The 16,533-nt window shown below is 70.5% G+C and carries 11 protein-coding genes and 1 pseudogene; 8 read left to right on the plus strand and 4 right to left on the minus strand.

Annotated elements, in window-relative coordinates; translation table 11 throughout:
- Positions 1–57: 57 nt before the first annotated feature.
- From CLV71_RS36935 to CLV71_RS36950, 4 genes are all read left to right on the plus strand, one after another.
- Positions 58–1,845, plus strand: a complete 1,788-nt coding sequence (locus CLV71_RS36935; protein WP_133907556.1) for an AMP-dependent synthetase/ligase — start codon at positions 58–60, stop codon at positions 1,843–1,845.
- Positions 1,846–1,924: 79 nt separating this feature from the next.
- Positions 1,925–3,610 carry a substrate-binding and VWA domain-containing protein gene (locus tag CLV71_RS36940; protein WP_133907557.1) on the plus strand — a complete coding sequence of 562 codons (1,686 nt, stop codon included), beginning with the start codon at positions 1,925–1,927 and terminating at the stop codon, positions 3,608–3,610.
- A gap of 83 nt (positions 3,611–3,693) precedes the next feature.
- Complete coding sequence (locus CLV71_RS36945) at positions 3,694–4,110, plus strand: DUF6924 domain-containing protein (RefSeq protein ID WP_133907558.1); 417 nt, start codon at positions 3,694–3,696, stop codon at positions 4,108–4,110.
- Positions 4,111–4,253: 143 nt separating this feature from the next.
- Positions 4,254–5,927: a hypothetical protein gene (locus tag CLV71_RS36950; protein ID WP_133907559.1), complete on the plus strand. Its 1,674-nt coding sequence runs from the start codon at positions 4,254–4,256 to the stop codon at positions 5,925–5,927.
- Here the strand turns inward: CLV71_RS36950 and CLV71_RS36955 are convergent.
- Entirely contained in the window at positions 5,924–6,640 is a 717-nt protein-coding gene (locus CLV71_RS36955) for a class I SAM-dependent methyltransferase (RefSeq protein ID WP_243867111.1), read from the minus strand. The genes CLV71_RS36950 and CLV71_RS36955 overlap by 4 nt on opposite strands.
- 77 nt (positions 6,641–6,717) lie before the next feature.
- Here CLV71_RS36955 and CLV71_RS49745 point away from each other — a divergent pair.
- Positions 6,718–9,096: pseudogene (locus CLV71_RS49745) on the plus strand (alpha-(1->3)-arabinofuranosyltransferase); the annotation flags it as partial.
- Positions 9,097–10,509: 1,413 nt separating this feature from the next.
- Here CLV71_RS49745 and CLV71_RS49750 read toward each other — a convergent pair.
- Positions 10,510–11,733 (minus strand): lipopolysaccharide biosynthesis protein, encoded by a 1,224-nt coding sequence (locus CLV71_RS49750; protein ID WP_243867112.1) that lies wholly within the window; start codon positions 11,731–11,733, stop codon positions 10,510–10,512.
- A gap of 90 nt (positions 11,734–11,823) precedes the next feature.
- On the opposite strand from CLV71_RS49750, the gene CLV71_RS36965 reads away from it, so the two are divergent.
- Together CLV71_RS36965 and CLV71_RS36970 are read left to right on the plus strand one after the other, a co-directional pair.
- Entirely contained in the window at positions 11,824–13,410 is a 1,587-nt protein-coding gene (locus CLV71_RS36965; protein WP_133907561.1) for an MmpA family trehalose lipid delivery protein, read from the plus strand.
- Between the two features lie 4 nt (positions 13,411–13,414).
- Positions 13,415–13,597 (plus strand): hypothetical protein, encoded by a 183-nt coding sequence (locus tag CLV71_RS36970; RefSeq protein WP_133907562.1) that lies wholly within the window; start codon positions 13,415–13,417, stop codon positions 13,595–13,597.
- Here CLV71_RS36970 and CLV71_RS36975 read toward each other — a convergent pair.
- Entirely contained in the window at positions 13,575–14,648 is a 1,074-nt protein-coding gene (locus tag CLV71_RS36975) for a glycosyltransferase family 4 protein (protein ID WP_243867114.1), read from the minus strand. The two genes, CLV71_RS36970 and CLV71_RS36975, sit on opposite strands and share 23 nt — an antisense overlap.
- 93 nt (positions 14,649–14,741) lie before the next feature.
- Here CLV71_RS36975 and CLV71_RS36980 point away from each other — a divergent pair, with 93 nt between their 5' ends.
- Positions 14,742–15,470, plus strand: coding sequence for a class I SAM-dependent methyltransferase (locus CLV71_RS36980; RefSeq protein ID WP_133907563.1), 729 nt, complete (start codon positions 14,742–14,744; stop codon positions 15,468–15,470).
- A gap of 4 nt (positions 15,471–15,474) precedes the next feature.
- On the opposite strand, the gene pgfA is transcribed toward CLV71_RS36980, so the two are convergent.
- Positions 15,475–16,518, minus strand: coding sequence for a cell envelope lipid trafficking protein PgfA (gene pgfA, locus CLV71_RS36985; RefSeq protein WP_133907564.1), 1,044 nt, complete (start codon positions 16,516–16,518; stop codon positions 15,475–15,477).
- Positions 16,519–16,533: the final 15 nt, after the last annotated feature.

Here is a 16,533-nt window from a genome sequence, read left to right on the forward strand (position 1 = left end):
GTAGCGTCGCCGGAGCCGGACGTGGCGGCGCCCTTCGTCGTCTCGAGGAGCAGATCAATGCGCGAACTCGCCGTCCCTCCGCTTGCCAGCGTGCCGGACAGCGGCGGCCTTGCCGACGTCGTGTACCTCAACGCCAAGGAGGCGCCGACCGACGTCGTGTTCCGCAGAAAGGTCGGCGGCGCGTGGCACGACGTCACGGCCGAGCGGTTCCTCGGTGAGGTCGTGGAGGTCGCGAAGGGACTCGTCGCGTCGGGCATCGGGCCGGGTGACCGGGTCGCCATCCTGTCCGCGAACTGCTACGAGTGGACGCTCCTCGACTTCGCCATCTGGGTGGCGGGCGCGGCGTCGGTGCCGATCTACGTGACGTCGTCGGCCGAACAGGTCGAGTGGATCCTGTCCGACTCCGGCGCGGTGGCCGTGCTCGCGGAGAACGCGCCGCTCACCGAGCGGGTCGAGTCGGTGCGCGACAGGCTGACCGACCTCAAGCACGTCTGGCGGATCGACGACAAGGCGGTCGAGACGCTCGTCACCGCGGGCGCGGACATCGCGGACGAGACGCTCGACGAGCGCAGGGCCGAGGTCCGGCCGGACGACCTCGCGACGCTGATCTACACCTCCGGCACCACCGGACGACCCAAGGGCGTCGCGCTCACCCACCGCAACATGTACGCGGCCTGCCGCAACGCGGTCGAGTACCTCGGTGCGCTGTTCAAGGGCGACGAGGCGTCGACACTGCTGTTCCTGCCGCTCGCGCACGTCTTCGGCCGGATGGTCGAGGTCGCGGCGTTCATGGCCCGCGCGACGCTGGGCCACTGGGCGGAGGTCAAGACGCTGACCGACAACCTGGCCGCGTTCAAGCCGACGTTCCTGCTGTCCGTGCCGTACGTGCTGGAGAAGGTCTACAACGGCGCGCGGCAGAAGGCGCACTCGACCGGCAAGGGCAAGATCTTCGACGCGGCGACCGCCACCGCGATCGCCTACAGCGAGGCGGGCGACAGGCCCGCGCTCGGCCTGAGGATCAAGCACGCGGTGTTCGACCGGCTCGTGTACTCCAAGCTGCGTGCCGCACTCGGCGGCCAGGTCAGGTACGTGATCTCGGGCGGTGCCGCGCTCGGGCCGAGGCTGCTGCACTTCTTCCACGGCGTCGGCATCACGGTGTACGAGGGCTACGGGCTGACCGAGTCGTCCGCGGCGTCGGTGACCAACTCGCCGATCGCCACCAGGCCGGGCACGGTCGGTAAGCCGCTGCCGGGCACCGCGGTGCGGATCGGCGACGACGGCGAGATCCACCTCAAGGGCGCGGGCATCTTCGACCGCTACTGGCAGAACGAGTCCGCGACGGCCGAGGCGATCGACGGCGACGAGTGGTTCGCGACCGGTGACCTCGGCGAGCTGGACGAGGACGGCTTCCTGAAGATCACCGGACGCAAGAAGGAGCTGTTGGTGACGAGCGGCGGCAAGAACGTCGCGCCCTCGGTCATCGAGGACCGGATCACCGCGCACCCACTGGTCGGACAGGCACTCGTGGTCGGTGACGGGCAGAAGTACATCGCCGCACTGATCACCATCGACGCGGAGTACTTCGGTTACTGGAAGAGCACTGTCGGTAAGGACGAGAGCGCGAGTGTGAGCGACCTCGCGGACGACGAGGAGCTGCTCTCGGAGGTGCAGAAGGCCATCGACGACGGCAACCTCGCCGTGTCGAAGGCGGAGTCGGTCCGGAAGTTCCGGATCCTCGACACCGAGTTCAATCCGGAAAACGGCTACCTGACGCCGTCATTGAAGCTTAAGCGGAGCGTCATCATGAAGGACTTCGCGCAAGAGGTGGACGCGCTCTACTCCTGACCTGCGTGACCTCTTGAACTCCGGACCGTAATGGGTATGGTTTTCTCGCCCTACCCGCCAGCTTGGGAGGTTGACTGCCATGGGTCGGCACTCCTCCGTCAAGGCTCGTGGGTGGCGGGGCAGGTCGCCGGTGATCGCGCTGTCCGCGTTGCTCGTGCTCGCCCTGGTCGGCTGGTTCACCTTCGACTTCCTTGCCGACAAGTTGCGTGCGTCGAGTTGCGACACCACGACGACACTCAACGTGACGGCCTCGCCGGACATCGCCCCGGTGATCAGCCGCACGGCACGTGAGGTGTCCAAAGAGGACAAGTGCTACGAGGTCCGCGTCACGGACACCGACTCCGAGGCGACGGCCGAGTCACTGGTCGTGTCCGACGGCACCGAGCCGCCGGACGTGTGGATACCGGAGTCGACGATCTGGTTACAGCGCGCGCAGGCCCGCGGCGCGTCGGGCGTCCCGGTCACGGGCACGTCGGTGGCCAGCTCGCCGGTGGTGCTCGCGGTGACCGAGGACGCGGCGACGCAGCTCGGCTGGCCCGCGAAGCAGCCGACCTGGGGTGACGTGCTCGGCTCGTCGCTGAAGATCGGCCTGCCGGACCCGGCCCAGGAGCCGGTCGGGGTGTCGCTGCTGTTCGGTGTCCGCGACCAGACCAAGGCCGCGCCGGACCCGGCCACCGCGTTGACCACGGAGTTACGCCGCCTGACACCGAACGTGTCGTCGTCGGTCAGCGGCCTGTTCGACCGCTTGCCGGGCAACGGCTCGGAGGAATCGCCGCTGGACGGCTTCCCGGTGTCGGAGAACGCGGTACTGCGCAACAACGCGCGCGGGGGCACGCCGCTGGTGGCGGCGTACGCGGACCCGCCGGTGCCCGCGCTGGACTACCCGTACGTGGTCTTACCAGAGGCGCAGGCCCAGAAGCGGGAGGCGGCCGAGGACTTCCTGACCACGCTGATGCAGCAGGACACGGCCGACGCCCTGTCGGACGCGGGCTTCAGGACCCCCGACGGCGAGATGCTCCGCAGCAGGGGCGGCGCGGACCTGACCTCGACGGCGAAGGTCACCCCCGCGGAGATCCCGCAGGCCACCGACGTGGACGACCTGCTGAACGTGTGGGCGGGCGTCAACCTGAGTGGGCGGGTACAGATCCTGCTGGACGTGTCCGGCTCGATGGCGGAGCCGGTGCCGGGTACGAACGCCAACCGCCTGGCGGTCACCCTGAAGGCGGCGGGGCTGGGCATCGGACTGATGAAGCCGAGCACCAAGATCGGCGTGTGGCTGTTCTCGACGAAGCTGGACGGCGACAAGGACTACCGCGAGTTCCTGCCGGTACTGCCCATCAGCGAGCAGGCGGCGAACGGCGGTCTGGAGAAGCTGCAGACGGTGCAGGCCCTGCCGAACGGCGCGACCGGGTTGTACGACAGCGTGTTGGCGGCGTACCAGTCGGCGCGGCAGAACTACGAGGCCGGCCGTATCAACGTGGTGATCGTGCTGACGGACGGCAAGAACGAGGACCCGAACAGCATCAGCCGGGAGTCGTTGCTGGCGGAGCTGGCGAAGTTACAGGACCCGCGCCGCCCGATCCTCATCGTCGGCATCGGCATCGGTCCGGACATCGACGTCGACGAGCTACAGGCGATCTCAGGCGCGACGGGTGGTCAGGCCTTCACCACCCCGGACCCGACGAAGATCGGCGACATCTTCTACGCGGCGCTGTCCCGCACCCTCTGCCAACCCCCGAAGTGCACGGCGAAACCGGGCAGCTGACCCAGCCGGGCGGGGGCCGCGAGGTCGTGATCCACCGCGAGCCGGGACAGAGTCCCCGCGTCGCGGCACAGTAGCGTGCACGCATGACCACGTTGCCCCGCGAGTCCGTTCTCGTCCGTACCTGGTTCGGTGACGACGACGCGTGGGAGACGCTTGTCCTGGAAGTGGGTACCCCCAACGAGGACGGCTTCCTGGCCTACGTCACCCTGGTGGACGACCCGGCGTTCGAGGGGCTCGACGCCGAGGCGCTGAAGGAGATGCAGCCAGGCGGGGCAACTGTCTCGTTCCTCGCGGACGAGACGACCCTCACCAGTGTCGAGCACCCCGTCCTGGCCGTCTGGGTACTCCCGACCAGTGACGACGACCAGGCCGAGTACAGGTCGTTCCGGGTCGTGCCCTTCGCACTGTGGAGTGTGGAGAACAACATCAACATCGCGAACATGGACTGGGCGGACTTCACGGGGTCCGTCGGGGACGACGGCGTCTTTCGCGGGTTCTGACGCTTCGCCCTGCGCACCTGGCTGTCGCGTAACGGAACGGGCGGCCCGGCGATAAGTTGGCAAGGTCCTGTTCGAGGATGTCGGGAGCTGCGTTGGCCGTTGTCGCGACCGCCCGGCGGCGGCATCTTCGGGGTCGGGATCCCGTGGCGTCCCAGCTGCGGGTGGCGGCGCTGCTCACCGCCGCGGTGCCGTTTCTCGTACATGCCTGGTACGCCCTGCACGGGTACTTCGGGCAGGACGACTTCGTCATCACCTACCACGCGGCGCACGCCGACCCGCTCGACTTCGGGTACCTCTTCCAGGACTACAACGGGCACCTCGCGCCAGGCACGTTCCTCGTCGCGTGGGTCGAGACCGCGATCGCGCCACTCAACTACGCCGTGGCCACGATTCCCCTGCTGGCCCTGCACGGTGTCACGCTCTGGCTCTTCTGGCGCGTCCTGACCAGGCTCTTCGGCCACCGCTGGGGGCTTCTCCCCGCTCTCGCCGTCCTCAGTGCCTCACCTCTCGTCCTGCACCCCACTCTCTGGTGGGCCTACGGGATGCAGCTGCTCCCCCTGCTCGCCACCATGGCCGCGGCCCTGCTCGCGCACCTCCGCTACCTCGAGACGGGAACGCGTGCGGCCAACGCGATCGCCTGGACCCTCGTCGGGATGCTCTTCTACGAGAAGGCCGCGCTCTTCGCCGGGATCCTCTTCGCCGTCACCGTGCTCGGGGGCGAGAAACCGGCCGAGGCGCTCGTCAGGCACTGGCGGGTGTGGGCCACCCACCTCGTGCTCGTCTTCGGCTACCTGATCCTCTACTTCGGACTCACGGCCGACCAGATCGGTCAGGAACCCGTGCGTGCCGACGATGTCGCCGAGTTCGCGAGCAACGCGGTGGTCCACGTCTTCCTGCCGGGCCTGCTCGGCGGACCGTTCGCCTCGCCCGGTGGGGGCGCCACCTGGACCACACCACCGCTCGCGGTCCGCGTCGGCGCCCTGGTCGTCACGCTCGTGCTCGTCCTCCTCAGCCGCAAGAAGCCCTGGCTCTTCCTCGCGGCCTACCTCGCCGTCGACCTCGCGCTCGTCGCGGTCACGCGGCTCTCGGTCGTCGGCCCGCTCATCGGCACCGATCCCCGCTACGTCGCCGACGCCGTGCCCGTCGCGGTGCTGTGCGCGGCCTTCGCGTTCCAGGGCAGACGTGCCGGGAGGTGGCCCATGGTCGGGGTCACGGCCCTGCTGGTCGCGGCCAGTGTCGTCAGTTTTCTCACCCTCGCGCCCGGTCTGGTCTTCCGGCAGGCCCGCGACTACGTGGCCAACGCACGACAGGCGCTCACCGACCAACCACACATCGTCCTGTACGACACGACCGTGCCCAACGGCATCATTCTCGACTGGTTCATCTACGACAACTTCAGCTCGCGTGTCGTCGGGCTCGTGCCGGAGAAACCGCGGTTCGACCGGCCGGCCGAGGCGCTGTACCAGCTCGACGACACCGGCCACGCGCAGCCGGTCACCGAACTGACCGACGAGGTCCTCGGCGAGCGCGGCCCCGCCCCGGACTGCGGCCACCTCGTCGACGAGCAACCCGTTCGCATCCCCCTGACCAGCCCGGTCACCGGTCGCCGCATCCTCCGGCTCGGCTACTACACGGGCGACACCGGCGACGGCACGGTCACCGTCGGCGACACCCGCGTGCCCGTCCAGTTCCGCAGCGGCCTGCACGTGCTGTACGTGGTCGTCAGCGGCACCTACACGCACGTCGAGGTGGCCAGGAACCTGAACCTGCAGCCGTTGTGCGTCACCGACGTCACGGTCGGCCTGCCGAAGGGCTAGAACGGGTCGTAGGAACCCCGGTGTCCGAACAACCGCGCTACCGGCCGCAACCTCAGGCGCAGCAACACCTTCAGCGCCACGTTGCCCGCGAACCACGGCAGCTGCGCCACGACCCGCCACCGGTCCGCCAAACCCGGCCTGCGCACGGTGAAACGGGCCAGCGACCGTGATCTGTCCACATAGGAGTAACGGGACCCGCAGAGCACCTTCGCCACCGTGCCCGAGGTGACCCCGATCGACGAGAAGCAGTCGTGCACGAGGATCTCCCCGCCGGACGGCAGGTGCGCCGACCAGCGCAGGTCGTCCACGTAGGTCCAGTAGTCGTGCTTGCCGTCGACGTAGAGCAGGTCGAACGGCCGTGTCCACGTCGGCCGCAACCGGGTCGAGAAGCCCACGACCAGCTCCACCACGTCGGTCAGGCCCGCCGCGGCGATGTTCGCCTCGAAGCGTGCGCGGGTGGACGCGCCGCCGAACAGCCTGCCGTCGACGAAGGCGTCCACGGCGACCACGCGAGCGCCGATCGTCCGCGCCGCGTGGCCGAGGACGATCGTGGACCGGCCCTGGTGGCTGCCGATCTCGACGACCGTCGCACCGGCAGGCAGGCGGCACACGGCGTCCCACAGCATGCGGGCCTGTCCCTCGGTGAGCCAGCCGGGCACCGCCCGCACCGACTCCCACGCCGACTCGAAACCGATTGTCGTACCTCCTGGCACCAGGGCACATTAGCCCTAGGATGCGACGGATGTTAGCCACCGTTCGGACCTGGCCGCGCAACCCGGCCGCGTGGGTCATGGCACTACTGACGGTGGTCTCGTTCCTCCAGCGGCCCGGCCGCACGACGTTCGACACCAAGCTGGACCTCGTCGTCGACCCGCTCGCGTTCCTCGGCCGCGCGCTGCACCTGTGGAACCCCGAGGCGACCGCGGGCGAGCTGCAGAACCAGGCGTACGGCTACCTGTTCCCGATGGGTCCGTTCTTCGCGGGCGGGCAGCTGCTCGGGCTGCCGCCCTGGGTGACACAGCGGCTCTGGTGCGCGCTGCTGCTGTGCGTGGCGTTCGGCGGCATGCTCGCCCTCGCCCGTGCGCTGAACGTCGGCTCGGAGCCCGCGCGGTTCGCCGGTGCGCTCGGGTACGCCGTCGCACCCCGCATGCTCACCGAGATCGGGCCGCTGTCGTCGGAGATGCTGCCTGCGGCACTGCTGCCCTGGGTGTTGTTACCGCTGGTCAGGGCCAACCGGATCGGCTCGACGCGACGCGCGGCCGGGTTGTCGGCACTGGCCGTGCTCTGCATGGGCGGCATCAACGCCTCGGTGGTCCTCATGGCACTGGTGCTGCCGGGACTGTGGCTCGTGACCCGCCGGTGGACACGCGAGCACGTCGCGCTGGTGTCGTGGTGGGTCGGCTCGGTCGCCGCCGTGTGCCTGTGGTGGATCCTGCCGCTGCTGCTGCTCGGCGAGTACAGCATGCCGTTCCTGAACTACATCGAGTCCGCGACGAACACGACCGCGCCGATGTCGCTGTTCGAGGTGCTGCGCGGCACCAACCAGTGGGTGGCCTACGTCGTCGAGGGCACGCCGTGGTGGCCGTCGGGGTTCATGCTGATCGACAACCCGCTGCTGATGCTGGCGACGGGCATGGTCGCGGCCATCGGGCTCTACGGGCTCGCGCGCCACCGGCTGCCCGAGCGGCGGTTCCTCGTGCTGGCGACGGTGACGGGCCTCGTGCTGCTGACGATCGGCTACGTCGGCGTGCTCGACAGCCCGTTCTCCACCGTGGTCAGGACCCTGCTGGACGGGCCGCTCGCGCCGTTCCGGAACGTGCACAAGTTCGAGCCGGTGCTCCGCCTGCCGCTGATGCTCGCGTTCACCCACGCCCTCACCGGGCGCCTGCCCGGCCTCGCGCGGGCGGCGACGCCGGTGGTCGCGGTGCGGGCACGTCTCGCGATCGGCGTGCTGCTGGTGGCGTTGACGGCCGCGCCCGCGTGGCTGTTCACGCTGCGGCCAGGTCCCGGCTGGACCGAGGTGCCCGGCTACTGGCACTCGGCGATGACCTGGTTGTCCGACCAGGACGGACACGCCCGCACGCTGTTGTTGCCCGGCACGGGTTTCGGCGAGTACACGTGGGGCCGCACGATCGACGAGCCCGCACAGGCGCTCGCCGAGTCACCGTGGGGGGTGCGCAGTCAGGTGCCGCTGGGTTCCGAGGGCAACACGCGGCTGATGGACGCGGTCGAGGACGTGCTGTCCGACGGCCGGGGCTCGCCCGCGCTGGCCGGTTTCCTGAACCGCGGCGGCTACCGCTTCCTGTTGTTGCGCAACGACATCGACCGCACGGCGACGGACGCGCCGCCCGTCGAGGTCATCCGTGCCGGCCTCGCGAGGTCGACCGGGGTCACGCGGGTGGCGACGTTCGGGCCGCTGGAGATCTACTCGGTCGGCCGCTCCGCGGCGCTGGTGTCCGCGGTGTCCACCTCGGACGTGGCGACGGTCAGTGGCGGACCGGAGTCGCTGTTGCCGCTGCTCGAGTCCGGTGCGCTCGGCGCGTCCACGCCGACCGTGCTCGCGGGTGACGGCGGGCTGGCGGACTCACGGGACTGGCTGGTCACGGACGGCCTGCGGCACCGCGAGCGGAACATCGGGCGGGTGCGGGACAACCTGAGCCAGACGCTGGCGCCGGACGAGGCGCCCCGGCAGGACCGCCCGTCGACGGACGTGCTGCCGTTCGACGGGACCGGGCACCTCACGACGGCGGCCTACCGCGGCGTGCGCGGGGTGACGGCGTCGACGTCGGTCGCCTTCGCCGACGCGGTCGGCGGGAGCGACCCGTCGGGACTGCCTTTCGCCGCCGTGGACGGGGATCCGCTGACGTCGTGGCGCTCGTCGAGCTTCACCGGCCCGGCGGGTCAGTGGCTGGAGGTGGAGCTGGACACGCCTCGCACGGTGCCGTATGTCGACATGTCCATAGTGGACGACATCAGGGTCGGCTGGCCGGTCACGAGGATCCGGCTGACGACCGACGCGGGCTCGGTCGAGAGCGAGGTCGCGACCGGGCCCGCACCGCAACGCTTTCCCCTGCCGAAAGGCGTGACGAGCCGAGTGCGGGTGACGGTCCTGTCGGTGGCGGCCGACCGCGACAACGGCAACGTCGGCGTCTCGGAGCTGACGATCCCCGGCGTGACACCACAACGGATGCTGACGACGCCCCCTGACGCGACCCCGGCGATGAACCAGCGGGCGGAGTACGTGTTCACGCGGGGCTCGCAGCCGAGGTACGCGTGCGTCGGCGGGGTCTGTGACGCCGGTCTGACACGGGCGGGTGAGGAGCCCGGCGGCGTGCGGCGCCTGTTCGCGACGACGTCCGCCGCGAACTACCGCCTGTCCGGCACGGTGCTGCCGGCACTCGGCGGCGAGAACCCGGTGTCGCTGCCGGGAGTCACGGTGTCGGCCTCTTCCCAGCTGGCGGGCGACCCGACGGCTGGTGCGCTCTCCTCGGTGGACGGGAACCCGTCGTCGGCCTGGCGACCGGACGTCCAGGACCTGCGGCCGACGCTGCGGTTGTCGTGGGGCACCCCTCGGGCACTGACCGGCCTGCGGCTGACCGGCGCCAGGCTGCCGACGGACGTGGAGATCACGGTCCCGCAAGGCGTCCAGACCGTGCCCGTCCACGACGGCGTGGCCCGCTTCTCGCTGACGACCGGCTCGATCGAGGTCCGGCTGATCGGCGGTTCGCCCGCACTGGACGAGCTGCGCCTGCTCGGCATGGACCTGCCTGCGCCGCCGAGGACGTTCACCGTCCCGTGTGGACAGGGCCCTGCCGTCACGGTCGACGGCGTCACCTATGCGACGTCGGTGTCGGGTTCGCTCGCGGACTACCTGGCACACCGGCCACTCGGGTTCCGGACCTGCGAGGACCTGACCGGCGGGCTGGACCTGCCGTCGGGACGGCACGAGGTGGCGACCTCGCGGTCGCCGTCGTTCGTGGTGCAGGACCTGTGGCTGCTCTCGGGTGACGCCGACCGCCCGACGACCCGCGCCACGAGGGCGACGACCTGGGACGTGACGCACCGGAGCGTCGAGGTGGGCGCGGGTTCGGCGGCGGTGCTGTCCGTCCCGGAGAACGCGAACCCCGGCTGGGTCGCGCACCTGAACGGCGAGGAGCTGCGGCGGGTCCGGGTGGACGGCTGGCAGCAGGCGTGGCTCGTCCCGGCAGGCAGGGGCGGGACGGTGACGCTGGACTTCGCCCCGGACGGTGAGTACCGGACCGGCCTGCTGGTCGGCGGTCTGGCCGCGGCCGCTCTGGTCCTGTCGCTGCTGATCCCGACTCGGCGCCGTGCGCGGGTCTCTGTCCAGGCCGGGGGCGAGCGGTGGGTGCCGGTCGTGCTGGTGGTACTCCTCGCGGTGCTCGGGGGGATGCTGCCCGCCGTGTTGCTGATCGCGTGTCTGCTGGTCAGGGCGTTGTGGCCGCCGGCACCGCGGTGGGTGGCGGTCGGAGCGGCCGGGCTCGCCTGTCTGGTCGCGGTGAGTGGCCGCGTGCTGCGGAACGGGCAGGAGTGGGCGCACGGACCCGTCGCGCAGGCGTTGCTGCTACTCGCCGTGGCCTCGGTCGTCGCCGGGTGCGTGGAGTGGTTCGCGCCGCGAGCGAAGCTCGACCACGGCACTCGCGCACACGAGCGTCCCGGTGGCGACGACGGCGGCGGTGACGACCTGCGTGAGGGCTCCGTGGAGCCGGCCGGTGACGAGGACGACCTCGACCGCGACCGCGCCCCAGATCAGCAGCGTTGACCACCGGTCGTTGCCCGCGATGCGGGAGTACAGCAGTATCTGGACCAGCGACAGGGCCGACCCGACCAGCGCGAACGGCCACACCGGGATGGGGCTCGCGGCGTAGTCCGCGCCGCCGACGACACTCACGACGGTCGGCCCCATGACCGCGCTCCCGGCGACGACCACCAGGTCGAGCGCCGCGCACACGGCGAGCGCGATCGGCACCATCCGCCGCCGCCCCCGCTCACTGGCGAGGCGCGGCAGCACGAGGATGGCCACGGCCTGCGGCAGCCAGTAGGCGATCTTGGCGACGATCGCGCCGACCGCGTACTCGCCTGCCTCGTGCGCGGGCAGGTAATGCCGGGCGAGCACGAGGTCGAGGTTGACGAGGAGGACGAGCGCGAGCATGGCGCTCACGGCGTGCAGGACCTCGCTGACGTGCGCCTTCCCGTGCCCGCGTGGCCGGGGCCGCCCGCAGACCACCCACCCGGCCGTGGCGACGACCGCGGCGCCGATCGCCGTGCCTGCCAGCGCCCCGGTGGCCGTGCCGGTGACCAGCAGCCCGGCGAGCGTGCCCCCGATCCGGACGACGGCGTCGGTGAGCAGCAACGCGGCGAGCGCGGTGAACCGGTGCCGCCCCTGGAGGATGCCGTAACACAGGCCGGTGAACGTGACCCCGGCGAGCGCGACGGCGACGAACACCGCCGGGACCGGCGACCCGAGGTGCAACAACACGACCAGCAGCGGCGAGACCGCGAGTGCGACGACCGTGATCGCGCCCGCGGTGACCAGCCCGAGTGCTACCAGCTCGCCCGCGCTGTCCCGCCTGGCGACCCGCAGCGCGGTGACGGTCTGCATTCCCATGGCGGGCACGGAGCCGATGACCAGCACGGCGAGCAATGACCCGAGCTCGCCGAAGGCCGAGGGCACGAGCAGCCGCGCGGCGAGGACGTTGAGCAGGTAGGAGGCGAGCTGGTTGCCGCCGATGCCTGCCGACACGAGCAGCGCGGACACCTTCGTACTGGTGGGAACGCCCGCGGTCACGCCGGGACTGTAACCGAGGCGTCGCACGAGAGCTGGGTTCCGAGGCCGGCGTGTGGTGGGATCTCGGACGTGAACCCGCGGGTGTTGGTCGTGCCTGGTGTGTGTCTCGGCATGGCCCTGCTCGTGCTCGGGCCGCTCCTGGGGCGCGGGTTCGTCCTCACCTACGACATGGTGTTCACGCCCCGGCAGTTCCTCCTGGCCGACGCCTTCGGGCTCGGGTCGGCCCTGCCGAGGTCCGTCCCCGCCGACGCCGTCATGGCGGCCGTGACCTCACTCGTGCCTGGCGACCTCGTCCAGCAGGTGCTGCTGTTCGGCGCGCTCTTCGCCGGGCCCCTCGGCGCCGCCCGGCTCGTGCCGTCCGAGGCGATCGGGGTGCGGGTCGTCGCGGCCGTCTCCTACGGCTGGACCGCCTACCTCGCCGAGCGGCTGGTCATGGGGCACTGGCCCTACCTGCTCGCCTACGCCGCCCTCCCCTGGGTCGTGACGGCCTCGCGGAGCGGCACCGCCAGGCTCGTTCTCGCCTGTGTGCCGGGGATCCTCACGCCCACCGGCGGGATTCTCGTTGCCGGGGCGGCGATCGTGGGTGGCGGCACGCGGCGGCTCAGGGTCACCGTACCCGTCGCACTCGTGCTCAACGCGCCGTGGCTCGTGGCCGCCCTGTCGCACACGGCCAACTCCCTGTCCACTGAGGACGGCGTGGCCGCGTTCGCCGCGCGCGGCGAGACCTGGGGCGGACCCGTGCTCAGCGTTCTCGGGCTGGGTGGGATCTGGAACGCGGAGGTCGTGCCGGGCAGCCGGGGCAACCCCGTGCTGCCCGTCGTCACCGTTCTCACGGTCGCGGTGGCACTGCTCGGGTTGCGGGAGATCCGGGAGAGGTGGGCGCGGCGGATCACCCTGCTCGGAGCGTTCGGGGTCCTGCTGGCCGCGCTCCCCACCGTGCCGGGCGGCGGCGAGCTGCTCGGCTGGACCGTCGCCAACGTGCCGGGTGGCGGCCTGCTCCGGGACTCCCAGAAGTGGGTTGCCTGGTGGGCGCTTCCCGCCGCGCTCGGGGTGGCCATGGCCGTCGGGAGACTCAACCGGAAGGCCGTACTTGCCGCGGCCGTCGCGGTGCCGGTGCTCCTCCTGCCCGACTTCGCGTTCGGCGCCTGGGGACGGCTGCACCCCGTCGAGTACCCGGCCGACTGGGCCGCCGTGCGGGACATCCTGGCGCGTGACGATCGTGTGGGAGACGTCGTGACCATGCCCTTCGGGGCGTTCCGGCAGTTCGGCTGGAACGCCGACCGCACACAGCTCGACCCCGCGCCGCGTTTCCTGCCCCGGTCGACCGTCGTCGACGACACGCTCTACGTGAACGGACGTGCCCTCGCGGGCGAGGATCCCCGCGCCGCGGCCGTGCGACGGGGAGAGCCGCTCGGCAGGCTCGGGATCGGCTGGGTGCTCGTCGAACGCGGGACACCCAGCCACGTCGACACCGCCGGGCTCGAACCGGTCTACCGGGGGCGCTGGCTCGACCTGTACCGGGTCGGCGGACCAGTCGGCGATCCACCGGATGGCCCACCGGTCGCGCCCGTACTCGTCGCCTTCGTCGCCGCGGGTTCGTTGATCCTGTTCAGCTTGTTGTGGCTGGCGTTACCGACCGGTAGATTGACAGCCCTGCATCGTCGCGGACAGGAGTGAGCCCGTGGGCAAGCTGATCGGCGTCGTCGCCACAGTGCTGGTCGCGGTCGCGGCCGCCACCGGTGTCACGTTCGCGGTGTCGAACGCGTCCGCGCCGGACAAGAGCGTCAACCTCGAGAACCCCGCGTCCCCCAACAACATGCGCGGCGGCTCGGCCGACTCGGTCAACTACGGATCGACGCCCTGACGGCCTTCTCGAACGCGTCGACGCTCCGGTCCCAGTCGAACCCGGCCGCCCGGAGCTGCCCGACCACACCCATCGACTCACGCAGCTCCTCGTCACGCAGCAGGCGGTCGACCTTGCGGACGAAGTCGTCGAAGTCCGTGGCCAGCAGGCCCGTCTCACCATCCACTATGGACTCTGCGACACCGCCGGCGGCCCGGTAGGCGACCGAGGGAACACCGTGTGCCGCCGCCTCCATGATGGCGACGCCCCAGCCCTCCTTCACGGAAGGGCAGACGTGCAGCCACGAGCGCGCGATGATCTCGTGCTTGTCCTGCTCGTCCACCCAGCCGTGCAGCGTCACCCGGTCCCGCACGTCCCGCAGCAGCGCGTGTGCACGCAGGTTCGCGAGCCACCAGCCATCGCCGACCACCTCGAGGCGCAGCTTCGGCCAGCGGGTCGACAGCCGGGCCACCGCGTCGATGGCGTGCTCCACCTGCTTGTGCGGCACCAGCCTGCCGACCAGCACCAGCGTCGGGTCCGCGTCCCTGCCCGCCCTGGTGAGCGGAACGGGGTCCAAACCGTTGTGCACCACCGTGGTCCGACTCGACGACACGCCGAGCCGGGCCAGCTCCGCCCTGGTCACCTCGGAGACCGTCAGGTAGCGGCAGCGGCGGTACAGCCGCGGCGCCAGCCTCGACTCCACGAACCAGCCGAGCCTGCCGAGCACGGGGCCGAGCACTGCCCGCCACTGCTCACGGTGGACGTGGTGCACCAGCACCAGCACCGGGCAGCGCGCGACGAGCCGCGAGAAGAACGGCACCCCGTTCTGCACGTCGATCACCAGGTCCACACGTGCGCGCGCGATGGCCACCAACGCGTACACGTACACCGAGAACCGCCCGCCACGCCTGCGGAACCGCACGCCGTCGACCACCTCGTCCGCCGGGGCGTTGGGGTGCGCCGCGCACTGGACCGTCACGCCGAAGCCACGCCGCGCCAGACCCTCCGCCATGCGCTCGACGTAGCGTTCCGAGCCGCCACCCTCCGGATGCCGGGTGTCGCGCCAGTTCACGAGCAGTACCGTTGGACGACTCACGAATGCTCCAGCGGGAAGGTTACCGATCGGTACAGTGGATCAGAAAATTCACGGAAAAGACACCCCTCGATGGTAGGTCGGACCAATACCGTCGACCGTTCGGTCCAACTGTTCCGCGCATTTCTGAAGGAACAGACGGACCCGGACCACTTCTACGGGGTTCTCGCCGCCGACTCCGTCCGCCAGATATCGGAGTACGTGCCGCTGAACGGCGCAACCATTCTCGACGTCGGCGGCGGGCCCGGCTACTTCGCCGACGCCTTCCGGGCGGCCGGCGCCCGTTATGTCGGCATCGACCCCGACGTCGGCGAGCTGTCCGCCCGGGGCGACCTACCGGCCGGCATGATCCGCGCCAGCGGCACTGAGCTGCCCATACGCACCGGTTCAGTGGACATCTGCTACTCCTCGAACGTCCTGGAGCACGTCGCCGACCCGGTCCGGATGCTCGACGAGATGGTCAGGGTGACGAGGCCGGGCGGCACCGTGTTCGCGTCGTTCACGCCGTGGTTCTCCCCGTGGGGCGGCCACGAGACGGCGCCGTGGCATTTTCTCGGTGGCCGTTACGCACGACAGAGGTATATTCGAGAAAAAGGACACGAGCCGAAGAACAAATTCGGCGAGAGCCTGTTCGTGCTCACCATCGGAAAAGCACTCCGGTGGGCACGCGGAACCAGTGACGCGGTTCTCGTCCGGGCGCTGCCCAGATATCACCCGTGGTGGGCGACCTGGATTGTCCGGGTGCCGGTCCTGCGTGAGCTCGCCTCCTGGAACCTGGTTCTGGTACTCCGGAAACGCTGAACCCTCAGCCGGACGCGCCGACGGGTTGCCGGTGCCGGGGCGGCGACCCGTCGACCGGGCCGGACCCGTCGGCGCCCCGACGCAGGAACAGCATGGCGAGACCGGCGAGCGCCAGCACCGCACCGCCGATCCACATGAAGATCGGCCACGTCGTGAGCAGCCTGATCTGCCCCATGGCGTCGTTGGCCTTGCCGACGTTGTCGTTGACCGTCGCGTCGTTGAGCCGCAGCGTGCCGTCGAACACCACGGTGCCGTCGCCCGGCTTCTCACCCGGCGGGACGAGCTCCTGTGTCATCTCCTGCTGCCCGAGCACGATGACCCCGGTCACCGGCTCGACCCACAGCGTTCGTTTGCCCGTGTAGTACAGGGAAGCCTTGACCAGCGGCTCCTCGGGCAGGCCGACCAGCGAGCCGGGCACCTCGCGTTCACCGATCTTGGTGTTGCCCACCTGCATGACGTACCGGTAGGTGTCGAGGCCCTGGACGGTGTCCTCGCCGTCGAACTTCGCGGTGACCGCCTTGCGCACCTGCAGGTCGTAGAACCCGTAGTCGTGCTGCTCGGCGCCGAACGGGAACTTGAACGAGAGGCCGGGCTGCTGCACGGTGTTGCGGTTCGCGGTCTCCCGCTCGCCCTGCTGCGTCTCGATGTACTGGCCCTCGCACGGCGCGACGGCCTCGCCGGTGTGGCGGTCGAAGCACAGCGACCGCACCGAGGCGTTGACGACGATGTGGCTCGCCTGGTCCTCGGTCCTGATCGCCTCCACGTACACGGCGACGTCGCCGTCGGACCTGACCTCCGGTTTGGTCAGGTCACCGGTCACATAGGTCGTCGACTTCAGGCTGAGGTGGTCGCGGACCTCCGGCACCGGGACGCCGTCCTCCGACTCGACCACGAGCGCGGTGATGTCGACACCCTCGGCGACCGAGAGCGTCTCGTTGTCCAGTGGGACCTTGGCGAGTTGCGGGAAGGCGTAGAACCGCAGCAGCAGACCGAGCGCCACCGCGAAGACCCCCAGTCCCAGCAGGACGAAGCCGACAACGCGACGCACCGGACCTCCTCGTCG

Source organism: Actinophytocola oryzae (assembly GCF_004364325.1).
In the GTDB taxonomy this organism is placed as follows: domain Bacteria; phylum Actinomycetota; class Actinomycetes; order Mycobacteriales; family Pseudonocardiaceae; genus Actinophytocola; species Actinophytocola oryzae.